Origin of the sequence: Clostridium sp. HBUAS56017 (genome assembly GCF_007115085.1) — a bacterium.
Classification (GTDB): Bacteria; Bacillota; Clostridia; order Clostridiales; family Clostridiaceae; genus Clostridium; species Clostridium cibarium.
The window spans coordinates 276,902-301,511 of the sequence record NZ_SULK01000002.1 but is presented as its reverse complement, the minus strand read 5'-3'; the positions used below and the strand labels follow the sequence as shown (position 1 = coordinate 301,511).

Sequence of the window (24,610 nt, the reverse complement as noted above, 5' to 3'; positions counted from 1 at the left end):
TAAATCAAAGTGTATAGCTTTTGTAAATTATTTTGATTATATGAACTAATATACTTTTAGAAATTCTCTAAATATATGTAATCCACTAATCGATTAAATATATGAGTAAATTGTTTAAATAATTACTAATCACCATTGATTTTGTTTAAAAAAACTACATTTTTACCCACTTTATATACATATATTACAAATCTGTAATTATGGAATATCTAAAGTATTTTTACCCTTACAACTGACTTCACCAGATTAAATTAGTGAAGGACTATCTATAATAAATTTTTGCACAAACAAATAAAAACAACTTCTTCTTCTAACTATTAGAATAATATATTATTACAAAAAGGAGTTGTTTTATATGAAATTGGTCTAAATATTTATTAATAAAGTATTTTAATCTCCCATGTATGGTATAAGTTAACTTTAAAACTACTCCCAATATTTCTAATAATATTGCGCTTGTATAAAAATATGAATTTTTCACATTTAACTTTAATTACCACATTCTTAACTTTAGTATCTTAATTAAATTAATTAATATCTTTTAGTAACAATTCAGCTAACTTAAATTGATATATATCATCAATATCTATTGAATTATATTTATCCATTTTATAAGCAAAACAATTTTGTTTATAAAAATCCCTATATCTTAAGTAATACTTTACATTACATAAATATATAGCTCCATTTATTCTATAGTATAACTCAAGATCTTGTCTTCTTACTTTTTTTATTCCTTTAAGAAATCCATCTAATCTTGTATCCCCATCTAATTTAGTCATTAATAAAGGAGAATAATCACATTGACAAACACTAATAACTGCATCGGCACTCTTTTCCATAAGAAGTTCTAAGGATTTTAATATATCCTTAGAACTTCTTAGAGGAGATGTCGGCTGTAATAACATAAAATATTGAAACTTCTCTCCAATACTCTCATAATAACTTAATAAGTTTACTATAACATCTTCTGTGCTAACTTCATCTCCAGACAAAAATTGTGGTCTAATAAATGGTATACTGGCACCATAAGATTTTGCAATGTCTGCATATTCTTCTGAATCAGTTGAAACAACTATCTTATCAAAAATATTACTCTTCTTTGCTGCTTCGATAGTATATGCCATTAAAGGTTTCCCATTTAATAGTTTAATATTTTTGTTCCTAAGTCCTTTTGAACCACTGCGTGCAGGTATTATAGCTAATATTTTACTTTTCATAGTTCACCTTCCATTAACTCAAATCATAAAACACTTTCTTAAGCTCAATATCTTCCTCTATCATTACCTTTTTTATAATTTCTAGTACCTTATTGGATACCTCTCCATCTCCATATGGATTATTTATATTTTCTATATTTTTATTAAACTCTTTACTAATTGCTTTATTTATACCTCTTACAATTTCATTTTTCTCTGGATTACAATTAATAATAGATTCTCCTTGGATTCTCCCCTTTTGCCTATCTCCAATATTTATTGTTGGAATTTTAAATGACGGAGCTTCAATAATTCCACTGGAAGAATTACCTATGACAGCAATACAATATTTCATAGCACTAAGATATCTTACTTGTCCCATAGAAGTAAACTCAATACAATTTTCATTATTAGCGACATAATCATCGATCATATCATTAATAATCCTACCATTTGTATCAGAATTAGCCTTTGTAAATATTATTTTCATATATTTATATTCAGATAAAGCCTCCAATAACTCCTTAAATTGAAACTTAGCAGAATTTTTCTCTAAAGTTGCTGGATGAAAGGTTACTAGAAAAAATGGCTTATCAAGTACAAACTCTATACTTTTTTCCAATTGATTCTTATCCATAAGTTTCATCTTTTTAATATTTTCTATTCCTATAGCTCCAACATGAAACACTCGAGCAGGATTTTCTCCTAATTGAATCACTCTACTTCTGTATTCTTTAGTACTTGTAAAGTGTAAATAACTCATTTTACTAATGGAATGTCTAAATGCCTCATCAAATGCACCTTCTGTTGTCTCGCCTCCATACATATGGAATATTGGTATTTGTGATACATTTGCGGCTGCAGCTATAGAAAAAATTTCATACCGATCTCCTAACACAAGTAAAGCATCAAACTTAGATCTTTCGAATAATTCTCCAAAACTTATCATTGCCAGTCCCATAGACTTGCATATTCCTACATTAGTATCAGAACTTAATAATATTTCAACTTTTTCATCTATTATTACTCCATCTTCTTCAATCATCTTTGCTGTCATTCCGAATTCATTTGATAAATGAGTTCCTGTTGCTATTACTTTTACATCAAAATATTTTTTTAATGCTAATATAATAGGTTTTAAAAGTCCATATTCTGCTCTTGTACTGGTTACTACTCCTATAATTTTTTTCATAACTCTATACACTGATCCTCTTCAAAGTTTCTTACAGCCTTATTCCCAATTACCTTAAACCAGTTTACTGGAGAAATTCCATTTCCAGGCCTCTTCACTGTAAGATTATCTTCTGTAAATATTTCTCCAGCTTTTATTGATCTTTTAGCTACTATACTACATCTTGCTGAAATTTTATTCTTAACTTCTGATTTGGATGGTTCTTTAACTCCTGTTCCTAATGCTTCAGTAATTCTTCTTATACTTTTTACCATTTTAGCCAATTCATTTGGTTCTAAACTTGCTTTATGGTCTGGCCCTTTCATCTTTTTATCTAATGTAAAATGCTTTTCAATGATTTCTGCTCCTAAAGCAACAGCTGCAATAGGAATTTCAATACCTAGTGTATGATCTGAATAACCAACTTTGGTATTAAACTTTTCTTTTATTGAAAACATAGCCTTTAAGTTTACATCACAATATGGAGTTGGGTATTCTGTATTACAATGCAAAATAGCTATATCTATAGCTCCATATTGTTTCAATATTTTAACTGCTAATTCTATTTCTTCAATATTAGACATTCCAGTTGATAGTATAACCTTCTTTCTAAGCTTTCCTATCTTAATTAAGTAAGGTATGTTTGTAATCTCACCTGATGGAACTTTAAATATATTCATATCTAAAGAATCTAAAAAATTTATACTCTCTTCATCAAATGGAGTAGACAAAAAGATTATTCCCTTCTTTATGCAATACCTATTTAATTTTTCGAATTCATTAAATGAAAGTTCTAATTTTGATACCATTTGTAATTGAGATTCATCCCTTCCGGTATTTTCTTTCTGGTATTCTGCCTTATCTGCAAATTTAGATATAATATTGCTAGCTTTAAATGTCTGAAATTTTATAGCATCAACTTTTGCATCTACTGCTGCATCGATTAATTTATATGCTAAATTAACATCTCCATTATGATTAACTCCTGCTTCTGCAATAATAAACACCTCATTCTCCATATTAAACCTCCCTTGCTGGATTACCCACAACCTTTTTAAAACTATCTATATTTCTAATTACTACACTCCCCGCTCCTACAATTACTTCTTCACCTATACCTATTCCTTGAATTATGGTGGCATTACTGCCAATGTGAGATTTATTTCCTACTTTTACCCCACCACAAAGAGTTGCTCCTGGTGAAATGTGAACAAGTTTTCCTATATAACAATCATGTTCAATTATTGACCCAGAGTTTATTATTGAATTTTCTCCAATGATTGATCCTGAATTAATAATTGAACCTTTTCCAACAAATGTACCAGATCCAACTATAACATCCTTGGAAACTATTGAAGATTTATCAATTATTACCGGAAACTTAAATCCAATCTTCTTTGCCTTTTCATATAGAATGTTTCTTATTTTCGTATTACCTATACTTCCCACAGAAATGAATGCATAGGTAATTCCTTCATTAAACAAATTCTCTAAATCATCATCTTTTCCAACTACTGATATTCCAAATATTCTTTCATCCTTTTTAATGTTAGGATCTACTATTCCGTATATTTCATATTTATTATTAAATTGAATAGTGTCTATTATACTTCTACAATGGCCTCCGCCACCTAACAATAATATCTTTTCCATACTATCTCCACTAAACTTCACTAATAATTTTACATACTTTCCTTATTTCTCTCTCAGTTAAGGTCACAGAACTCGGTAAGTTTATTCCTCTTTTACTTATTTCACTTGTTACTTTCATTTCTCCTATCTTACCATTTAAGTATGGTGGCATTTCATGAACTGGTATAAAAAATGGTCTTGCTTCAATGCCATTTTCTTTTAATATGCTTAAAAGTTCATCTCTAGAAATTGGATAGTTATCCTCAACCAATATCGAATATAGCCAATAGCAATTATTTACATTTTTATCATCACTTTTAGTTAGTGTTATCCCTTTTACCTCTTTAAGAAGTTCATTGTACAAACTTGCAGATCTTCTTTTAATAACTAAATATTCATCTATTTTTTCTAATTGCGCAACCCCAAAAGCCGCTAATAGATTTGGCATCCTAAAATTATATCCAATTTCTTTATGGTAGAAAGATCCATTTTCTAAAATTGTCTTAGTTTGCGTTGAAAGATACTTTGCTCTCTTTCCCCATGCCTCATTATTAGTAACAAGCATTCCCCCTGCCCCAGTTGTTATTAGCTTATTACCATTAAAACTGAAACATCCAATATCTCCAAAAGTGCCTAACTTCTGCTCTTTATATGTTGTCCCTAATGCTTCTGTTGCATCCTCTATGACATATAAGTTATATTTATTTGCCACTTCATTTATTTTATCCATGTCTACAGGGTATCCATAAATATGCACTGGCATTATGGCTTTTGTTTTTTCTGTAATTAGCTCCTCAACCTTCTTCGCATCCATTACAAATGTATCTCTACAGACATCAACAAATACAGGATCAGCACCAACATACCTAATAGCATTAACCGGAGCTATAAATGTCATAGACGAAACTATCACTTCATCTCCTTCTCTAATTCCCAAAGTCTCTAACGCTAATTGTATTGCAGCGGTTCCGTTATTAGTTACTACTGCTACTTTTGCCTTCTCATATGCAGCAAATTCTTCTTCAAATCTATCAACAAATTTTCCTACGGAAGAAACCCAATTTGTATCTAAACATTCCTTCACATACTTCCATTCATTTCCTGATATTTGGGGGATAGACAACGGTATCACATTAATCATTCCTTTCTCCATAATATTTTAGAGATTGCTATTTATTCGCAATCTCTAAATGTTTTATATTCTACACATTATAAATATCTGTTTTGTAAATATTTAAATTTTTGTTAATCCATTCAACTGTCTCTTCCAATCCTCTATCTATTGAATATTTACTACTCCATCCTGTTAATTTTTTAATTTTTGTATTATCAGCCCAAAGTCTATTAACTTCACTTTTCTCTGGTCTCATTCTTTCTTCATCACAAATAATTTTGACCTCTCCACCTATTATATTTATTATTTTTTTAACAGTACTTTCAATGGATATCTCATAATTTGATCCTGCATTAACAACTTCTCCGATTGTTCTGTCACTTTCAGCAATTTTCACAAATGCTTCTGCAGTATCTTTAACATAGTTAAAATCTCTAGTTGGAGTAAGATTTCCTAATTTAATTTCTTTTTTTCCAACTAATATTTGTGATATGATTGTAGGTATAATGGCTCTTGCTGATTGTCTTGGTCCATATGTGTTAAAAGGTCTTATAGTAGCTATTGGCATATTGAACGATTTATAAAAACTCTCCGCTATTTTATCTGCCCCAATTTTAGATGCTGAATAGGGAGATTGTCCTTGCATTGGATGTTTTTCATCGATTGGTACATATAAAGCAGTTCCATAAGTTTCTGATGTTGATGTATGTACTATCTTTTCAACATCATGCATTCTACAAGCTTCAAGGACATTTGTAGTTCCCTCTACATTAGTTCTTACATATGCCATGGGAGAAAAATACGAATACGGTATAGCAATAAGAGCAGCTAAATGCATAACTACTTGATGTCCTTTAATAATTTTAATCATTCCATCTAAATCTCTTATATCACCTGTTTTAACTCTAATACTATCTAGAACATTTTTCTCAAAAGTATCAATCCATCCCCAACTGTTAAAAGAGTTATATTGAACTAATGCTGTAACATCTGCACCTAGTTCAACTAACCTTTCTGTTAGATGGCTGCCAATAAACCCTTCTGCTCCTGTTATTAAAACTTTCTTTCCTTTCAAATTCATAAATTCAACTCCTAATTTATTTATTATATCCTTCTTTTTCTTCTATTCTCTCTACCATATCTTTCATCTCACTTAACTGACCCATATCCATCCATGCTTGTTCACTTATAGGATATATTCCTACCTTTATATTTTCCTTTATATAGCTTTTAATCACATCTGGCAAATTGCAGTATTGTCCATATGGGATATCATTTAATACTTCAGGTTCAAGTACATACATTCCAGTATTTACTAGATAGGAATATTCCGGTTTTTCATAAACTTCACTTATACATCCATCTTCATTAAGTTTGAACACTCCATAAGGTATTATAAAATTTTTAACTGAGGTTACTATCGTTATTTTATTCCCACTATTTCTATGATGTTTTAATATATCATCATATTCTGCATCTATTAATATATCGCAATTTGATACAAAAAATGTTTTCCCTATCTTCCCTTTTAGCAAAGACAAGCTACCACCTGTACCTAATGGTTCACTTTCTTCAACATAACTAATACTATATTCCACATCTAATTCATTAAAATATGATTTTATCATATTCTTTTTATAATTTACTGTTAAATAAAACTTATTGGCACCATAATAGGTAAACCTATTTATTATTCTTTCCAATATTGGTGTATCTCCAATAGGTATTAATGGTTTTGGTAATATTTTCGTGTATGGATGCAATCTTGTTCCTAATCCTCCTGCCATAATTATTATTGAAATATCCTTTAATCCCAAGCTACTTTTAACATACCCTAAATATTCGGATGAAAATACTATATCAACTATCTTTCTTTCCTTATTTACTATAGGTATGGCAATAATATTCTTCTTTTTTAGTATCTTTTTCGCTTCTTCTCTTTTACTTTCAAATAGAACTATAGAATTATCATTCATAACCTCACTAGCAATTGCATCTATACTACCATTTTTTAAAATCCATCTTCTCACATCTCCATCAGTAATAGTTCCCAAAAACTTTCCTTTATCATTAACTACAAATACTATTTTTCTTCCGTTAGCATCAATTTGCTTTAATACATTTCTTAAATTTAAACTCTCATTTACATATAGTCTATCAATTTCATTCATACATATTTGCTCCACTACATATTATTTTAATTCTATGCATTCATTTTTCTTTTAATAACAACTTATTATCTTAAAATAATTAAATAGTATTAAAAATCATCTATATTTTAATAGCCTCTTTATACTTATATAAACTAGCTACTATAACTAAAAGAGCACATCCAAACCTTAAAAAAATACTATCTAAAATAAAATAATTAATTATAATTACCAATACAATAATTGATATTAAACTTATATAATATTTAAAAGGAAGTTGCTCATGTTTTAATAAAACTTCAACAATTATATAATGAAATAAAAATAATACTCCATAAGAAATCGCAGTTGATAAAGCTGCTCCTTTACCACCAATGAGAGGTATAAATAAACAATTGAGCAAAATATTTAAAATTGCTGCTACCACTGTTCCTATTGCTATATGTCTAGTTTTTTTCATATAAAATTCATAGTTAACACTAAATGTATATAAAAAAATGAAATAATGTCCTAGAATAATTATAGGAATCATATCTATCCCTACCCAAAAATCTTTGCTAGCTAATAATTTCATCAATTCCGGAGATATAAATATATATACTCCTATAAATATAGTAAAAACATTAATATATTTTTTTGATTTTTCTCGTATTTCTTCAACTAAATTATCTTTTAACGCATTATAATACCAAGCTATCCAAGCATTATTTATTGCTAAAAATATAGTACTGACAATCATTCCAATATTATAAGCCATTCCATATACTCCAACACTTGCATCATCCGTATATTTTTGCAGCATAACTCGATCTGCTTGGCTTAAAATCATACTTGAAAGGCTATGTAGAACTATTGGTAAAGCAATAGGTATACAAAATTTCCAATATTCTATATTAATTTTAAACTTGGTTTTAATAATCATTTTCATATATAGAAAAATTCCAACTCCAAGACTTGAAATAACGCCTGCTAGTATTTTTCCTATATATTTATTTCTTTCAAACATTGAAATAATAACTATAGAAGCAATGATATTTAATAAGGTAGATATTATGGATATAAGCAAGTATTGTTTATATTTCTTTTCAAAAACTAGTTTATTAGTATAGAATGATGTTATAAAATCAAAAAAAGATTGAACTACCATCAATATCAACAAGAATGCAGCTAATTGTGTGAAATTTGATAAAGAATCTTTTATGAAAATAGTTCCTACTAAAATACTAAGAAAGCTTAATGTAGATAAAAATAACACACTTGATATATATGCATCAAAATCCTTTTCAAATGTAATTTTTGCTACTCCTAATGTACTATTTATACCTAGTCCAACAATTGCAGTGGCCACAGCCAAATATGTTAAATAAACACTATTTATTCCATAATCGCTTGTATTCATTCCCAAGACCTTTGTATATAACGGAATAGTAAAAAAGCTTATACCCCTTAATAGAAATGTTCCTACCGTATACCAACTAGCTGAAACTAGGAGTGAATCTCCTTTGTAATTGATTACCTTCTTTATATTTTTTAACATCATTTACTCCTCTTACTTATAAACTTTTATAATAACATAATACTTATTTCAATATATCCTCTAATGGAATCCTTTTAAACACGTCTAATGCTCCTCCTTGGGTTGCATTATATATTTTAAACTCTCTGTTTCTTGAATAAAATTCTATTTTTCTATATATTTCAAACATTCTCTTAAAACATGCTAACATCTCCTCATTTTTAAAACTATTGGAATAGTCTTTATATTTTTTTTGATAATCACTACTCTCCTTATATACATGTCCATATCTATTAAACTCATCTTCATCATCTATAACAAATTTTTGAAGAATTCCTGTCATATCACATCCCAATAGATAGATTTCACTAAACCCCATATAAATCGCTAAGTAAATAGCAGCTTGCACTACCGTCTGAGCTTCCGGTACTAAATTTAAAAAATTAATATCTTTATTATATTTTTCTGTCAACAGTATTCCAATTTTCATATATCTTACATTGTCTTGTAACAATTTATTATCACTTAAAAACCCTTTATTGTCGTACAACGTAAAAAGTGTGATATCTCTGCTTAATATATCCCTTAATGTATTTATCTTTTCTTCATAGCTAATTAAGTTACCATCTGAATTGAATATGCAAGGATCTATAGCTACATGCCAATTACTTTTTACTTTATGGAATATTTCACTTTTGTTCATAAAATTTACAGTGAATACATATTCATTTTCAAGCTTTGATAAATCCTGCTTATTTAGTGATGGTCCATTTCCTAAAATAAAACATCTCTTTCCTTTATATAGTCCTTTATATTCAGAATTCTTACTTAATTCAATCCTTAAATCCTTATTCATTGCTAACTCTAATTTAAATTTAATTTTATTTCTTATATTGCTTATCTTATACATTACATTAATTGCATCTTCTATCCTTATCAATATTATCAACCTCGCAATTTCTAAAAATTGAATAAAATTCTTCTATATCATTAAATAGTTGAGCATTTTTTTTAAGCCATTCCATATCTTTATTCCACCATCGAAAATTCAATAAAAACTTAATATGATTTTCATCATACCTATATCTTTTTATCCTGGCAGGTACTCCTGCTACTATTGAATATGCTGGAATATCACTTGTTACTACTGCTCCGGCTCCTATTATCGCTCCGTCTCCAATGGTTATTCCTTCTAATATTTTAACTCCATATCCAACCCATACATCATTTCCAATAATAACGCTTGTATTGCTACTACACTTAGCAACTCTATTTTCCAGAAAGAAATTTTTTTCTACAAAAGTAAATCCTGATTGTCTGTTAATCGAATAAAATGCTGGATGTGTTGATACAAACTTTTTTGTTGGATGAAATCCATATATTACTTCTGAATACGGTGCTATAGAACAGAACCTTCCAATTTTACAATTATTGTATACACAGTTATTCCCTAAATATGTTCCAAATCCTATATGAGTATTATTTATGCTGCAACTTTTATATATATATACCTTTTTCTCTAATTCTGTTTTATTATTTAACTGTACTCCTCTTCTAATAATGCAGTCCTTACCTCTATATTTATGCCTTAAATACCTGTATTGTATTTGCCTAATTAGATAACTAAAAATTCTTCTAATTCCACAAAACATACTCTCACACCCTATTAATTATTTATTATTACTTTTCTCATAACTTAAATTACTACGAAGCTTATCAACTTAAATAATATGTTAATAATTTTCTATTCCAATAAACTTTAACATTCTCTTTGTTTATTATTAGTTATTTATAAATACTGAAAATTGTTCTATATGGAATGTATGTTTCAGCATTAACAGAAATCATATAAAGGAACATAAAAATACATACCAAATAAATACTAATATTAATTATAAACCGTCCTTTGCGGCTCTTGAATTTAGATACAATTTCAGGAATTAATAAAACGGAAAAAATAGTTCCATATAATGACAAACGATGCCCCATTGTCCCCTGCGAGAAAAACATAAGATATATACTCACTCCAACAAAATATATATTATAGTATCCATTAACAATAGTATTTGCAGCAATTATTTTCTTCCTAAAAATAAGCAAAATAATTGCTAATATTATAAAAATTATTATTGCTTTCGTACCCTCCTGAATAGATGTATTCTGAGTATATACACCATATATTGGTAAATACTTAATAACAATATTACTTAATCCAACACTAAATATTGGCAGTAACGCTAGTATAGTTATTAATTTTGGTGTTTTTAAATTTAAATTAAATATGAAATAGAAAACTATACTTATAAGAGCTGATTTATGAAACATGCTGGCACAAACAACTAATATTAAGTATTTTACAAATTTACGCTTTTCAATATATTTAAAGCCATAAAATACTATTGCTAATGCAGCAAAAGACCTAACAACACTTAGGGAGTTCAAATAAAAAAGAGGGAAACACAAATAAATAATTAAACTCATCCAATAATCTTTGCTGTATCTTTTTATAGTTTTAGAAAGAAAGAATAAAGTAATAAAGGTATTTACGAAAAAATATAGATTAGTAATTCCTATTCTTCTAGAAATATCAACTAGAAAAATAGTAGCATATTCTCCTCTGCTAATTATATTGGTAACTACTCCATACTCAATAGTATTATAATAAGCTTTGTAGTCCCAACCAACGCCATATCTAAATGCTGTAAATACAAAAATGATAATTAAAGCTAGTTTAAAAGTAAAATTAAATTTAACTTTTGTTTTTTTTTTCGTACTCCCAAGACTATTGCACCTATCATTGACTCCATCTATATTACCAAATTTCCCATTCTTTCTAGTTGAAATTATTAATTTTTCCGTTAACATTAATAGAAAAATTATTGTTAAATAAATTATATATATATGCATTAATTCACCCCCATCTAAACTATTTATTTTTATACTTAATAAAATTAATCAATGCGTTTCTAAACCTATCGTTATCCTCAATTACTTTAGAAAAAAATTCATTTCTACCTTTCTCATAATTTTCTACCCTAAAGCTATTCGCATATTCATTTATCTTTTTTTTAATATCTGTAAATGAATCAACAACTAATCCTAAATTATAATGTTCAATTTGATCAGCTAGAAAAGTTCCCCTATATCCTAACATCGGTTTACCATTTAATGCAGCATTATACAACCTATTTGGTAATGCTGTTCTATTGTTAATTCCATCATTATACCTTAAAACATTAATCATATCGTTACTACAGTAAAATGATTGTTCTTCTCCTTTACTATAACGTCCTGTTAAATGGACATTAGTAATCTTATTTACTTTTATGTATTCTTCAATCTCTTTGTTTATGTCTCCTTCCCCATGAAAGTTTAAGAAAAACTTGTCTTCATTTCTTAAAGAATTAATAAACTCAATATTAACTTGATAATCTCGTATTCCCCCAATATAAGCAATATAAATATCTTTTTTATTTGATAAACTATTATCTACTTCCTTTAATTCTTCCAAACTACTAATTTTTGTATTGTGATTAATCATATATTTATCACTACTATGCAACCATTCCTTATACTCTGGTGAAGATAAAACTGTAAATAGAGAGTTTCTAATCACCTTGTTAACATCGAAAAATCTAATAATCTTATTGTAATCTCTAATATCAAGGATATATCTTCCGCAATATCTTTTCATAAGAACTCTTCTTAGGAAATACGCAAGTTGTATACCAAAAACAATTACTTTTTCATATTTATTCTCATCAAGTGCCTTAACGATAAATTTGCCAAAATTGCAATAATCAAAAAAGCTTCTCTGATGACAAGTCTTGGAATCTTTATATCTTAATACACTCTTATCTTCAATATTTAATCTATCCCAATTAATTATGTCGTAATCCGCATTATTCTCATTAAGTATTTTTTCATAATTGTCTACATATGGCATATACAACATATTCGACGGACAAATTAATACTATTTTCATCTCCTACTCCCCCAAACATTCTATTTATATAATCTAAATATGATAAATTAATCCTTAACTCATTATCAGAGAGATGCATAAAAAATTCTATAATCTACAACATATCTTATTATAATTCTGTGTATAACACTACAAATCGTGTATAATCTTATCTTTAGCATATCTTCTTCACTTCTTGACAAAATATTTTTCTAGTATTTTAACAGAATTTTTAACATCAAATTTATCCTCTATATATTTACGACCGTTACTCCCCATAATTGTCAATGCATCCGACTTTGACATTTTTCTTATAGTATTAATAAACTCTCTTGAATCCCCCGACCAAACCCAATTACCACATTCTGCTTCCTTAATTAATTCTTTAATATCAGTAACTTTATCTGTTGCTGCTAATACCGGCTTTGCATATTCCATGTAAGAAAGGATTCTAGACGGATAGTTTGGTATTGTAAAACGTGGATCAAGTACAATTAGTCCGACATTACATTCTTTTATTATTTTTTCATATTCATTTCTTGGTAAACTATCAATCAAAAGAGCATTTCTAATATTATTTTCTTGTATAATTTGTTCTAACTTATACCTATCAGTTCCCCTACCAACAAAAAGAAAAAATATTCCTTTATCATCTTTGCATTCTCTTATTGCTTCACACAAAAGATTAACGCATTGTGGTCTCCCCATATTTCCACCAAATAAAAAAACACAAGCTTCTTCTGAAATTTTATATTTTTTTCTCATGGGAAATCCGTCTAAATCTATACTCTCTATCAACTTCTTAGTATTCGGAAATATATCTACCTTCTTTGGATCTAGCCAAGAATTGTGTTTTATCACATATTGCTTATTCGCATATGACATGCAACCAACATAATCTGTAACTTCAAATAATTTCTTAGCTTTTGCAGAAAAATATCTAAATAACAAACTATCTCTCTTAATGATACCCAAATCAACAGCATTGTCTGGAAATATATCTTTAAGCATTAAATATGATGGACAATTAAACTCCTTTTTTGCCCAATCCACTAATCCAGCGTTTGTTACTGGTGGTGCTTCAAATAGTATAAAATCAAAAACTTTATTTGCTAAATACTTTTTTATACCTCTTCGCATAAGCAAGGGCATTTTAAGGGTAGTTATTCCTTTCTCAACATACCCTACATCATAATAATTCCCAGTAACAATTCTTAATACGTCAAAACCCCGCTCCTTTTTTATTCCAGCCTTCTCCTTATTTCTCTTCTGTTCAGACACCACTATTGTTATTTCATGAGCAGCGTCATGTAACGCTTCTGCTAAATCAGTATATATAGTTGCCCCTTTTTCTGGCTTGGGAAAAGAAGTTGCAATGTACAGTATTCTCAAAATCCTTCATCTCCTATTCTTTAAAATGAAATTAATTATAAATTCCATAAATGATACACTTGATGACATCCTACTTGTGTGCATCCAACCTTATGATAAAAATTAATAGCTTCTATGTTTCGCACCTGTGTACCAACTTTAATTTCACTGCAACCATTTTGATAGCACTCGTATTCAACTGCTCTAAATAGATCAGTTCCTATACCTCCTCTAATAAACTTACCATCCACTGAAATCAACTCTATTATGCAAGTATTACCAGAATAAGAGTGCAGTAAAAATCCATTTATCTGACATCTTTTATCTTCAGATATTGCATAGAATTTATCAGATTTTTCAAAAGAATTAATCAACCATTCTCGATAAATTTCCCTTCCACCTCTCTTAATGAATTCAGGATCCTCAACAAATTTTGAAAACTTAAAATTATCTAACTTAAGAACTCTTTGATCCCTCATCATACCTTCGTATATATGAACAGATTTGGACATATAAAAATTAGCTTGAACTTTCTTTTTAAACTGTATATTTACATCTGCTAAAAAAGCAGTTGTATCAGTACCAATTAGCTTTGCATTAGTAGGATCTGAATTTCGATTCTCAATAGAAATAAATTGATAAGTTTTAAATTTCTCCTTCATTTTATTCCATTCTATTTCTGTAAGTGGCTTATATAAAATTGCTTTAGCACAGGTGACTCCAAAGAATTTAGTATCCCATTCTAACTTGTGAAATTCTTCAACCTCATCTATATTTTCATTTTCCAATACAAATTAATCCTCCAATATTAGATCTTATATATTTTTATTCATCTTTGTGTTAATCTTTACAACATAAAGATTTTCTCTCTTTAGAACTGCTTTAATTGTTTTTAAAAAAATCTTTATATCAAATCCGAATGACAAGTGATCTATATAATAAATGTCATGCTCAATACGCTGCTTCCATCCTACGGTATTCCTATAATATGCCTGATTAAAGCCAGTAATTCCTGGTTTAATTTCTAACTTACGTCTCTCATTACCGACATATAATTCAAGATGTTCAGGCAGATCAGGTCTGGGGCCAATTATACTCATATCACCTTTAATAACATTAAGAATTTGTGGTGTTTCATCAATGCTAGTCTTACGTAAAATTTTTCCTATGTAAGTCAATCTATAATCATCCTTAGAATTAAATGTTGAACCATCCTCATTTCTAATATCTGGAGCATTCATTTTCATAGTACGAAACTTATACATTTTATAAATTTTCCCTTTATGCCCAAGGCGTGGTGAAACAAAAAAAATTGATTTTTTGTCTTGAATGTATATTATTGGACCAACAACAACTACTATAATTAATAAAAATGGTAAAGCAAGTATTGATAAAATTAAATCTAGAACTCTTTTAAAAAACCGTTTATACATCCATTCCTCCCGATTTCTTCTAACTTAACAATTGTCTAAACTTCTCTTATACATTTTTCTAAATTTCTACAAACATATATCACATCTTCATTGCTCAACAAAGTATGCAAAGGAAGAGTAATTTCATTAACATATTGATTATAAGCATTAGGAAAATCTTTAATATCAAATCCTAATTCCTTATAGGCAGTAAACATTGGTAATGGCTTGTAATGAACATTACAAGCAATCCCTCTTTTCGCCATCTTAATGATTATTTCGTTCCTTTGCTGTTCATTAATCCCTGATATTTTAGCTAAATATAAGTGACCACTCGAAGCAAATGTTTCACCATAATGCTGCAAACTTTGAATTCCACTGTGTAATAACTCTCTATCATAAACTCCAATAATCTCTTGTCGTTTCCTTCTTAATTCAGTATATCTATTCAACTGTATCAACCCAATCCCGGCTAGAATATCAGTCATATTACATTTATATCCTGGATATATGATGTCATATTCCCAGGCACCTTTACTAGTTTTAGCTAATGCGTCCTTAGATTGGCCATGTAAACTGTAAAGCATAAACTGTTTATATAGCCAATCATCATCTAGTCCAATGTCATTACGCCAAGTAACAGCTCCACCTTCAGCCGTTGTCAAGTTCTTAACAGCGTGAAATGAAAACCAAGTAAAATCAGCAGCTTGGCCGCACTTTATTCCATTTCTCTCAGCCCCCAAAGCATGAGCAGCATCTGCTAAAACAATTACTCTATTAAACAACTTTTGAATTTCATTATTTGGTTTAAATTTATCTTTATTATCCTGAACCGCTTCATATATGGCATTATAATTACACATCCTACCTGCTATATCCACAGGAATTATTGCCTTAGTTTTTTCAGTAATAGCATTTGCTAACCGAGAATAATCCATCTCAAAAGAGTTATGCCCCACATCCACTAACACAATTTTTGCTCCAACATGGTTTATAACAGCAGCCGATGCCGTATATGTATAAGCAGTAGTGATTACTTCATCACCTGGACTTATACCTAAAATACGAAGAGTAAGCTCCATAGCTGATGTTGCAGAGTTTAAACAAGCAACTTTTTTTACTCCAATATATTCAGCAATTTTTTGTTCAAAAAGTTTTGTTCTTGGTCCCGTTGTAATCCAACCTGACTTCATTACTTTAATGACTTCTTCTATTTCTGCTTCTGTAATATCTGGGGGACAGAAAGGAATATTTCTCAATTCATTTATATTCAATGATGCTACCTCTCTCTTATAAATTCTTTTAGATTTAAACTACTATCTGTATTTTAAAAATATTCTTTTATGATTCCTTCTTAATATTAACTTTTGTTGAATTGAAACTTGGAACTAAATACTTAATTTTATCCCTTAATAAATCCTCATTACCCATTTTTACGGTGTCCAGCAATTCATTAATTTGTTGTTTCAATACGCTATATGAAATACTACTTGGATTATCGATAAAAATCTTATTATGTTCTGTTGTTATTAAATTTTTCTCTCCCATTAAAAGTTCTTCATAAAGCTTTTCTCCTGGTCTAAGTCCAGTCACCTTTATTTCAATATCTTTATCTGGTTCGAACCCAGAAAGCCTTATAAGGTTTTCCGCTAAATCGTATATTTTTACAGGTTCTCCCATATCTAAAACAAATATTTCTCCCCCTTTAGCAAAAGCTCCAGCTTGCAATACTAATTGACTGGCTTCTGGTATAGTCATGAAATATCTAGTAACTTCCTTATGCGTTAAAGTTATTGGTCCACCAATCGCTATTTGTTTTTTAAATAATGGTACAACTGAACCATTAGAACCTAATACATTTCCAAATCTAACTGCAACAAATTCCGTATTACTCTCTTCATCAATAGCTTGTATTATCATTTCACAAATTCTCTTACTTGCTCCCATTATATTAGTAGGATTAACTGCTTTATCTGTAGAAATAAGCACAAATTTCTCTAAACTGAATTCATCAGCTAGTTCACATAAATTTAAAGTTCCTAAAACATTATTTTTTATAGCTTCTAATGGACTTTCTTCCATTAAAGGCACATGCTTATGTGCTGCTGCATGAAATATAACTTGTGGCTTATATGCAATCAGAATACTTCTTAATCGTCTTTTATCACGTATAGATCCTATTAATACCTTTAAATTTAAATTCTTATTAGCATGTAAAAGTTCATTTTGGATATCATAAGCATTATTTTCATATATATCAAAAATAATTAACTGCTTAGGTTTAAATTTAACCAGTTGTCTACATAACTCAGAGCCAATAGATCCACCTCCACCAGTTACCATAATCACTTTATTTTCAATATATTTACTTATTCCCTCATTATCTAAAGTAATTAATTCTCTGCCAAGTAAATCTTCAACATTAACATCCCTAATACTGTTAATATTAAAATTTCCATCAATTATATCCGAAACTCCTGGCATGATTTTTACTTTTGCATTTGTTTTGTTACATTCAGTAATAATCTCTTTTAAATCTAAACTTTTTAACCTCGCAATTGCTATAATTACTTCATGTATTGAATTTTCATTTATAATCTTTTCAATAGAATTTCTGTCACCAAGTACTTTAACACCTGCAACATATTTACCAATCTTTTCTTTGTCATCATCTACAATAGCAACTACTTTCTTTCTACATCTTGGATTCTTTTTACACTCATTAATAACCAATGCTCCAGCAGCACCAGCTCCTATTATTAGTACTTTTCTAAGATTACTATTTTTTCTTATATCTAAATAAGTTATTAGTCTTTTTACAATTCTTAATCCTACTCTAATCCCATTACAAGTTAGCATTATTAAAATTCCTGACATTACTGTAACTAATAAAGGGATTCTTTTTTTATCTCCAATTGATATTAATAAACATATAAGCAGACCAATTGTTGTACTAAGAACACCAATAGCAAATTCCTCAATACTTGCTACCGTCCAAATACTTTTATATTGCTTAAAAATTGTAAATATAATCATATATATAATAGTCATAAATAATATCTTTGGTAGAAAGTCACTATAAATGTTTATAATTTTTGAAATACTCATATTTGTGTTTATAATTCTTAAATACAAAGCTAAAAAATATGACATTTGTATTAGCAGAAAATCTAAGAATAGTAGTATAGCTATCTTCATCTTTTTATTTATTGTCACTATTCTCCCTCAATTCTTATTACTTACTCACTATTTTCTTTTTTTCCTTCTTATTACCATAATAATAATAAGATTTTTTATGACTTGCTTGTACTCCATTAAGAACAACTCCAATTAAATTTGCATTTACTTTTTCTAAAAGATCTTTAGCTTCCACAATGCTATCCTTCTTAGTCTTATTTGCTCTAATTACCATGAGTACACCATCCATTTTTGCTCCTAATATTTGACTATCACTAACTGCATTTAGTGGTGCCGAATCTATTATTATAATTTCATATAAATCTTTTAATTTCTCTAGAAATGCCTCCATATTTTTAGAGCCTAATATTTCAGTAGGATTTGGCGCATTAGTTCCAGAAGTTAATACGTCTAAATTCTCTGAATAACTTGAAATTGCCATCTCTAATTTCTTTTCGCCTACCAAAACATCAGTTAATCCTGATAAATTAGATATGTTAAATTTTCTATGAATAGATGGTTTTCTTAAATCACAATCAATTAACAAAGTTTTTTTACCATCTTTTGAAAAAGACATAGCCAAATTACATGAAGTTGTAGTTTTCCCTTCTCCAGGTTCAGCACTTGTAATCATTATTGTCTTTAATTTCTTATCTAATGAAGAATACAAAATATTTGTTCTTAAAGTTTTAAAAGCCTCTATTACTGAATCATCAATTTTTTTTTCAAAGTCTAACATTCTACACTCCTTATTAATTGATACATGGTACATTTCCTAAAACTGGCAATCCCAACATTTCTTCAACCTGTTTTCTGTCTTTAAACGTGTTATCCATAAACTCTTGAAGAACAGATAAAAGTATACTTGCTAACGCTCCAATTATAAATCCTAAAGATATATATATAGGCTTGTTAGGACTAACTGGATTTTCAGGTAAAATTACTTTCTGAACTATTTTTACATTTGCATTTGGAATTAATTCCTTTGAAAAGCTAATAAACTCATTTGTTATTGAATCAACTATATCATTCGCCTTAAATTTATCTTTATCTATATACTTTAACTCTATTAATTGAGTATCTGTTTTAGGAGTTACTGATAAATGTTTAAGTATTGTGTCTGTATTTTCATCGATATTTTTTTCTTTTAGTGCATCCTCAACTAAATCTTTAGTCATAATTACATCAGAATATGTTTTTATTAATTTTTGATATAGTTCAACGTCATTGTAATTATAATTTTCACTCTTCTCACCTTCCTCTTTTCCTATAAATACCTTAGAACTTGCTTGATATTTTGGGTCAATAAAATAAAAACAAGCTATTGCTGTTATTAAAGTTACTGTAATAGTAATAAATGCTATAAATTTCACCCTACCTCTAAGTATTTTTAATAATTCTGAAAAACTTATATTATTTTCTTCCACTTTATCCCCCTTAATTACTTTCTATGTTTACAAACTATGTAGATTTAAAATCGTTTATTACACCTTTTTCAAATTTTGTATAATCATACACATAATTAGTTAACATATTTAGTCACTACATAAGTTAAAAGGAGTTATTTAATATAATTTTATAATTATATTAAATAACTCCTTTATACAAAACTTTACTGGTTAACTTTATCTATGCTCATATATTACTTTAGTAAGTTTAGACCTTCTATTAACGATCCTGTCAATTTCATTTTAATAAATGACTTTTAACTCTTATTAGGTCCAACTTTCTAAAATTCTTCTAATTATTTATTATGTGTGAAGTTAAATATAGATAAAAAAAGAGTTATTTGAATAAACTTATCCAAATAACTCTTTCAACTATCTAAAATCTCTATTTTATTTTTTCAATTAATCTAATAACATAACTTAAAGTATGAAAATCTCTTTTAATTTCTTCTTTAATAGTATTCAATCCTCTAATAAGTCTCTCTTCTCCAAACAGTTCTAAAAGAATCATCATAGTAAGTAAGTTAATACTACCATCTTTAGTATCAAAAATTCTCGCATTTTTGATATACTCATTTTCATTCAAACTATCCACTGTACTTTTTAAAGCTTCACTGATCACTACTTCAGGTACTTCATCAAATACTCTTATTGAAGGATCATTAATATCAATATTTATAGCCTTGCTTAAGTCAGATTCTAAAAATATAACATTAGTAAACTCAGCATCTCTAAAATCAACACCATCTAGATTTACAGAGTCAAATATAGTATTTTCAAATATTGATTTTTTAAATTTACTTCCTTTTAAGTTAGCTCCGACGAATTCTGTACCTTTAAATGAGCTATTATAAAAACTACACTTTTTAAAATGTGCTCCTCTAAAACTTACAAAGTCAAAATTACATGTATCAAAATCACAATTATAGCAATTGCTTCTCTTTAGGTTATCATACATAAAATTTTTATCTTTTTTTTGTATATTATTATAATTAAATGTGCCAGTACTTTGATTTCTTCCCATTGTGGTCTCCTTAAAATCTATAATATTTTTTCTATGATACCCCCACCAACAACAATATTTCCATCATAAAATACTACTGACTGTCCTTTTGTAATAGCTCTTTGCTTATCTTTAAATATTACTTTAACTCTGCCATTAGATTCTGGATATAATGTAGCTTCTGATGGCTTTGCTGAATAACGAACCTTTGCAGTTACGTTTAATTCTTCTTTTAACTCATTAAAAGGAATAAAGTTAACATCTTTTGCAATAAGACCTGTTTTAAAAATCTCATCTTCAGAACCAATAACTACTTCATTTTTCTTTGCATTAATACCTGTTACAAAAACAGGTCTTCCAAGAGCCAATCCAAGTCCCTTTCTTTGTCCTATAGTATAATAAACTATTCCCTTATGCTTGCCTAAAATATTTTCTTCTTTATCTACAAAGTTACCTGGCTTAACCTTACCAGGTACCTCTTCTATAATAAATCTACCATGATTATTATCAGGAATAAAACAGATTTCCTCACTATCCTTTTTATTATGTACAGCAAGACCTATTTCTTTAGCTATTTCTCTTATTTTATCCTTTGTGTATTTACCACAAGGCATAAGAGTATGAGCAAGTTGATCTTGGGTAAAATTATATAAAGCATATGTTTGATCTTTTCTATCATCATCAGATTTTATCAAAAGCATTCTTCCATCTTTTTCTTCTATCTTAGCATAGTGGCCCGTTGCAACGTATTCTGCCCCAATTCCTCTTGCTTTTTGGAGTAATGCATCAAATTTTAAATGCTTATTACAAGCGATACATGGATTTGGAGTCTTTCCAGCCATATACTCGTCTACAAAATAATCTATTACTTTTTCCTTAAACAAATCTTTAAAATTCAAAACATAAAAAGGTATCTCAAGCCTATCACATACTCTTCTCGCATCCTCAACTGCAGAAAGTGAACAACATCCGCCTTCATTTTCAGCAAAGTTGGGATCATCTGGTGACATACGCATTGTAATACCAATAACATCATAACCTTGTTCTTTTAAAAGGTAAGCAGCAACGGAGCTATCAACTCCGCCGCTCATACCAACAACTACCTTTTTCTTCATTTTATCTCCTATTCATCACCATGAACGTGGTCGTGCAAGTCATCTCCATGTTCTACAAATTCCTTAACTTCAAGACCTGCTTTTGCTCTATAATCGTTTATAGCTTTATGAATAGCTTCTTCAGCTAAAACTGAACAGTGCATTTTTACTGGTGGAAGTCCATCTAATGCTTCTGCAACAGCTTTATTAGTAAGATCCCATGCTTCATCTATATCTTTTCCGATTATAAGTTCAGTTGCCATTGATGATGACGCTATTGCTGATCCACAACCAAATGTCTTAAATTTAGCATCCCTTATTACATTATCCTCTATCTTAAGATATATCTTCATGATATCACCACATTTAGCGTTACCAACTTCACCTACACCATCTGGATTTTCTATTTCTCCTACATTTCTTGGATTTCTAAAGTGATCCATTACCTTATCTGAATATATCATATTATTTTTCTCCCTTCTTAATGTAGTCTTCCCATAATGGAGACATATTTCTTAGTCTTTCTATAATTGGTGGAACAACTTCTAACACATATTCTACATCTTCATCAGTTGTTCTATCCCCCATTGTAAGTCTTAATGAACCATGTGCTCTTTCATGTGGAAGCCCTATAGCTAAAAGCACATGTGATGGATCCAATGATCCTGATGTACAAGCACTACCACTTGATGCTGAAACACCTTCAAAATCTAATGAAAGAAGTATTGATTCACCTTCAATAAATCTAAAGCAAACATTAACATTACCAGGCAATCTCTTATCACCTCTTGGTCCATTTAAGTTTGTGTGAGGAATCTTTAATAATCCATCTATTAGTTTATCTCTTAATTTTGACATTTTATTCATATGTTCATCAAGATTTTCTGTAGCTAGTTCAATAGCCTTTCCAAGACCAACTATACCTGCAATATTTTCAGTTCCAGCTCTTCTTGCTCTTTCTTGACCACCACCATGTATAAGATTATGTATTCTAACGCCTTTTCTTATATAAAGTACTCCTATACCTTTTGGTCCATATATTTTGTGACCAGCTAATGACAATAAATCAATATTCATATCTTTAACATCTACAGGAACATTTCCTACAGCTTGAACTGCATCTGTATGGAATAGAACTCCTCTTTCCTTACAGATAGCTCCTATTTCCTTAACTGGTTGAATAGTCCCTATTTCATTGTTTGCAAACATTATTGAAACTAAAATTGTTTCATCTGTAATTGCATTTCTTAAATCATCTAAATTTATAAAACCTTCTTTATCAACATCTAAATATGTTACCTTGTAACCTTGCTTTTCTAAGTACTCACAAGTATGTAGCACTGCATGATGTTCAATCTTAGTTGTTATAATATGATTCCCTTTATTCTTATAAGCAGAAGCTATTCCTTTAATTGCCCAGTTATCAGCCTCAGATCCACCACCAGTGAAATATACTTCATCGCTTTCACTATTTAACGCTTTTGCAATCTTCCCTCTTGATTCATCAATTGCTCTCTTTGTTATTCTTGATATTTCATAGAATGATGATGGATTTCCAAACTTTTCTGTAAAATATGGCATCATTTCTTCTAATACTTCTGGTTTAACAAATGTAGTTGCTGCATAATCCATATATACGTTTTTCATATCTATTCTCCCTTATTATCAAATTTTAACTCTTCACTCTTTACTTTCATATTATTGTAGTCATCGACGATATCTTGAAGAGTTATAGAAACCATAACCTCGTCAATGCTATTTTTAATTTTTTCCCAAAGTAGTCTAGTTGCGCAACAATCAACATTATTGCAGCTAGCATGATCAATACAATCAGAAATTTCAATAGGACCTTCAACTTCATTCATTATATCTGCCACTGTAATATCCTTTGGCTCTCTACTAAGAACATATCCTCCTTGAGCACCTCTAATACTAGTAATTAGATTTGCTTTTCTAAGAGGAGAAAATAATTGTTCTAAATAATATTCAGAAATATTTTGTCTAGTAGAAATAGTCTTTATTGAAACGGGAGTACTACCATAATTAATAGCAAGTTCAACCATTGCTTTAACTCCATAACGCCCCTTTGTCGATAGTTTCATTATCTTCACTCCTTAATGTTGAGTAAATTACTATACTTTCTGTTTTATATCATAGCAAAACACTCGGGAATTGTCAACATCCTTTTTTCCCATAGATTATCATTTAATTTACTATAGAAAAGCAACTATTTAATTTTATTCCAATTCTTTTAAATAGATGTTTTACTGATTCTGTACATCTATACCCTTTTTGATTCTTAGCTCCAAAAAAATTTCATCCAATTTATTTTTATATAGTTAACAAAAAAACAAGCTAT

The 24,610-nt window shown here is 29.0% G+C and carries 24 protein-coding genes; all 24 read right to left on the bottom strand.

Going from position 1 to position 24,610, the window contains the following annotated elements:
- Positions 1–527: 527 nt before the first annotated feature.
- The gene (locus FAY47_RS03740) at positions 528–1,220 is read right to left on the bottom strand and encodes an acylneuraminate cytidylyltransferase family protein (protein ID WP_143315073.1); all 693 of its coding nucleotides are present in this window, start codon (positions 1,218–1,220) and stop codon (positions 528–530) included.
- Positions 1,221–1,233: 13 nt separating this feature from the next.
- A complete protein-coding gene (neuC, locus tag FAY47_RS03735) occupies positions 1,234–2,391 on the bottom strand; it encodes a UDP-N-acetylglucosamine 2-epimerase (protein ID WP_143315072.1) in 1,158 nt (385 codons plus the stop codon).
- Positions 2,388–3,389 carry an N-acetylneuraminate synthase gene (gene neuB, locus FAY47_RS03730; protein ID WP_143315071.1) on the bottom strand — a complete coding sequence of 334 codons (1,002 nt, stop codon included), beginning with the start codon at positions 3,387–3,389 and terminating at the stop codon, positions 2,388–2,390. The genes neuC and neuB overlap by 4 nt, the downstream gene beginning before the upstream one ends.
- Position 3,390: 1 nt before the next feature.
- Positions 3,391–4,023 carry an acetyltransferase gene (locus FAY47_RS03725; RefSeq protein ID WP_143315070.1) on the bottom strand — a complete coding sequence of 211 codons (633 nt, stop codon included), beginning with the start codon at positions 4,021–4,023 and terminating at the stop codon, positions 3,391–3,393.
- 10 nt (positions 4,024–4,033) lie between these two features.
- Positions 4,034–5,134, bottom strand: a complete 1,101-nt coding sequence (locus FAY47_RS03720; RefSeq protein WP_143315111.1) for a LegC family aminotransferase — start codon at positions 5,132–5,134, stop codon at positions 4,034–4,036.
- Positions 5,135–5,204: 70 nt separating this feature from the next.
- Positions 5,205–6,197, bottom strand: coding sequence for an NAD-dependent 4,6-dehydratase LegB (locus tag FAY47_RS03715; protein ID WP_143315069.1), 993 nt, complete (start codon positions 6,195–6,197; stop codon positions 5,205–5,207).
- 16 nt (positions 6,198–6,213) lie between these two features.
- Positions 6,214–7,287, bottom strand: a complete 1,074-nt coding sequence (locus FAY47_RS03710) for a nucleotidyltransferase family protein (protein ID WP_143315068.1) — start codon at positions 7,285–7,287, stop codon at positions 6,214–6,216.
- Between the two features lie 100 nt (positions 7,288–7,387).
- Complete coding sequence (locus FAY47_RS03705) at positions 7,388–8,803, bottom strand: oligosaccharide flippase family protein (RefSeq protein ID WP_185966707.1); 1,416 nt, start codon at positions 8,801–8,803, stop codon at positions 7,388–7,390.
- Positions 8,804–8,846: 43 nt separating this feature from the next.
- Positions 8,847–9,722, bottom strand: coding sequence for a 6-hydroxymethylpterin diphosphokinase MptE-like protein (locus FAY47_RS03700; protein WP_143315066.1), 876 nt, complete (start codon positions 9,720–9,722; stop codon positions 8,847–8,849).
- Positions 9,697–10,434: a CatB-related O-acetyltransferase gene (locus FAY47_RS03695; RefSeq protein ID WP_143315065.1), complete on the bottom strand. Its 738-nt coding sequence runs from the start codon at positions 10,432–10,434 to the stop codon at positions 9,697–9,699. Before FAY47_RS03695 ends, FAY47_RS03700 begins: the two co-directional genes overlap by 26 nt.
- A gap of 133 nt (positions 10,435–10,567) precedes the next feature.
- On the bottom strand, positions 10,568–11,689 hold the full coding sequence (locus FAY47_RS03690) for an EpsG family protein (RefSeq protein ID WP_143315064.1): 1,122 nt from the start codon (positions 11,687–11,689) through the stop codon (positions 10,568–10,570).
- 19 nt (positions 11,690–11,708) lie between these two features.
- Positions 11,709–12,767 carry a glycosyltransferase family 4 protein gene (locus tag FAY47_RS03685; RefSeq protein ID WP_143315063.1) on the bottom strand — a complete coding sequence of 353 codons (1,059 nt, stop codon included), beginning with the start codon at positions 12,765–12,767 and terminating at the stop codon, positions 11,709–11,711.
- A 168-nt stretch (positions 12,768–12,935) separates the two neighbouring features.
- On the bottom strand, positions 12,936–14,138 hold the full coding sequence (locus tag FAY47_RS03680; protein WP_143315062.1) for a glycosyltransferase family 4 protein: 1,203 nt from the start codon (positions 14,136–14,138) through the stop codon (positions 12,936–12,938).
- Between the two features lie 35 nt (positions 14,139–14,173).
- Complete coding sequence (locus FAY47_RS03675; protein WP_143315061.1) at positions 14,174–14,905, bottom strand: GNAT family N-acetyltransferase; 732 nt, start codon at positions 14,903–14,905, stop codon at positions 14,174–14,176.
- Positions 14,906–14,932: 27 nt separating this feature from the next.
- Positions 14,933–15,550, bottom strand: coding sequence for a sugar transferase (locus tag FAY47_RS03670; RefSeq protein ID WP_143315060.1), 618 nt, complete (start codon positions 15,548–15,550; stop codon positions 14,933–14,935).
- 35 nt (positions 15,551–15,585) lie between these two features.
- A complete protein-coding gene (locus FAY47_RS03665) occupies positions 15,586–16,803 on the bottom strand; it encodes a DegT/DnrJ/EryC1/StrS family aminotransferase (RefSeq protein ID WP_143315059.1) in 1,218 nt (405 codons plus the stop codon).
- Positions 16,804–16,870: 67 nt separating this feature from the next.
- The gene (locus FAY47_RS03660) at positions 16,871–18,727 is read right to left on the bottom strand and encodes a nucleoside-diphosphate sugar epimerase/dehydratase (protein ID WP_185966709.1); all 1,857 of its coding nucleotides are present in this window, start codon (positions 18,725–18,727) and stop codon (positions 16,871–16,873) included.
- Positions 18,728–18,764: 37 nt separating this feature from the next.
- Positions 18,765–19,445 (bottom strand): CpsD/CapB family tyrosine-protein kinase, encoded by a 681-nt coding sequence (locus FAY47_RS03655; RefSeq protein WP_143315057.1) that lies wholly within the window; start codon positions 19,443–19,445, stop codon positions 18,765–18,767.
- 13 nt (positions 19,446–19,458) lie between these two features.
- On the bottom strand, positions 19,459–20,133 hold the full coding sequence (locus FAY47_RS03650) for a Wzz/FepE/Etk N-terminal domain-containing protein (protein ID WP_143315056.1): 675 nt from the start codon (positions 20,131–20,133) through the stop codon (positions 19,459–19,461).
- 406 nt (positions 20,134–20,539) lie between these two features.
- The gene (locus tag FAY47_RS03645; RefSeq protein ID WP_143315055.1) at positions 20,540–21,178 is read right to left on the bottom strand and encodes a pentapeptide repeat-containing protein; all 639 of its coding nucleotides are present in this window, start codon (positions 21,176–21,178) and stop codon (positions 20,540–20,542) included.
- Positions 21,179–21,195: 17 nt separating this feature from the next.
- Positions 21,196–22,272: a tRNA 2-thiouridine(34) synthase MnmA gene (gene mnmA, locus FAY47_RS03640; RefSeq protein WP_143315054.1), complete on the bottom strand. Its 1,077-nt coding sequence runs from the start codon at positions 22,270–22,272 to the stop codon at positions 21,196–21,198.
- A gap of 8 nt (positions 22,273–22,280) precedes the next feature.
- Positions 22,281–22,715, bottom strand: a complete 435-nt coding sequence (gene nifU / locus FAY47_RS03635; RefSeq protein ID WP_143315053.1) for a Fe-S cluster assembly scaffold protein NifU — start codon at positions 22,713–22,715, stop codon at positions 22,281–22,283.
- 1 nt (position 22,716) lies between these two features.
- Positions 22,717–23,898: a cysteine desulfurase NifS gene (gene nifS / locus FAY47_RS03630; protein ID WP_143315052.1), complete on the bottom strand. Its 1,182-nt coding sequence runs from the start codon at positions 23,896–23,898 to the stop codon at positions 22,717–22,719.
- Between the two features lie 2 nt (positions 23,899–23,900).
- Entirely contained in the window at positions 23,901–24,353 is a 453-nt protein-coding gene (locus tag FAY47_RS03625; protein WP_143315051.1) for an Rrf2 family transcriptional regulator, read from the bottom strand.
- Positions 24,354–24,610: the final 257 nt, after the last annotated feature.

What these genes read in the sequence shown, in the direction of transcription:
- FAY47_RS03740 (WP_143315073.1), bottom strand. Translation starts at nt 1,220, where the DNA reads ATGAAAAGTAAAATATTAGCTATAATACCTGCACGCAGTGGTTCAAAA.
- neuC (WP_143315072.1), bottom strand. Translation starts at nt 2,391, where the DNA reads ATGAAAAAAATTATAGGAGTAGTAACCAGTACAAGAGCAGAATATGGA.
- neuB (WP_143315071.1), bottom strand. Translation starts at nt 3,389, where the DNA reads ATGGAGAATGAGGTGTTTATTATTGCAGAAGCAGGAGTTAATCATAAT.
- FAY47_RS03725 (WP_143315070.1), bottom strand. Translation starts at nt 4,023, where the DNA reads ATGGAAAAGATATTATTGTTAGGTGGCGGAGGCCATTGTAGAAGTATA.
- FAY47_RS03715 (WP_143315069.1), bottom strand. Translation starts at nt 6,197, where the DNA reads ATGAATTTGAAAGGAAAGAAAGTTTTAATAACAGGAGCAGAAGGGTTT.
- FAY47_RS03710 (WP_143315068.1), bottom strand. Translation starts at nt 7,287, where the DNA reads ATGAATGAAATTGATAGACTATATGTAAATGAGAGTTTAAATTTAAGA.
- FAY47_RS03705 (WP_185966707.1), bottom strand. Translation starts at nt 8,803, where the DNA reads ATGTTAAAAAATATAAAGAAGGTAATCAATTACAAAGGAGATTCACTC.
- FAY47_RS03695 (WP_143315065.1), bottom strand. Translation starts at nt 10,434, where the DNA reads ATGTTTTGTGGAATTAGAAGAATTTTTAGTTATCTAATTAGGCAAATA.
- FAY47_RS03690 (WP_143315064.1), bottom strand. Translation starts at nt 11,689, where the DNA reads ATGCATATATATATAATTTATTTAACAATAATTTTTCTATTAATGTTA.
- FAY47_RS03685 (WP_143315063.1), bottom strand. Translation starts at nt 12,767, where the DNA reads ATGAAAATAGTATTAATTTGTCCGTCGAATATGTTGTATATGCCATAT.
- FAY47_RS03670 (WP_143315060.1), bottom strand. Translation starts at nt 15,550, where the DNA reads ATGTATAAACGGTTTTTTAAAAGAGTTCTAGATTTAATTTTATCAATA.
- FAY47_RS03660 (WP_185966709.1), bottom strand. Translation starts at nt 18,727, where the DNA reads ATGAAGATAGCTATACTACTATTCTTAGATTTTCTGCTAATACAAATG.
- FAY47_RS03655 (WP_143315057.1), bottom strand. Translation starts at nt 19,445, where the DNA reads ATGTTAGACTTTGAAAAAAAAATTGATGATTCAGTAATAGAGGCTTTT.
- FAY47_RS03645 (WP_143315055.1), bottom strand. Translation starts at nt 21,178, where the DNA reads ATGGGAAGAAATCAAAGTACTGGCACATTTAATTATAATAATATACAA.
- mnmA (WP_143315054.1), bottom strand. Translation starts at nt 22,272, where the DNA reads ATGAAGAAAAAGGTAGTTGTTGGTATGAGCGGCGGAGTTGATAGCTCC.
- nifU (WP_143315053.1), bottom strand. Translation starts at nt 22,715, where the DNA reads ATGATATATTCAGATAAGGTAATGGATCACTTTAGAAATCCAAGAAAT.
- nifS (WP_143315052.1), bottom strand. Translation starts at nt 23,898, where the DNA reads ATGAAAAACGTATATATGGATTATGCAGCAACTACATTTGTTAAACCA.
- FAY47_RS03625 (WP_143315051.1), bottom strand. Translation starts at nt 24,353, where the DNA reads ATGAAACTATCGACAAAGGGGCGTTATGGAGTTAAAGCAATGGTTGAA.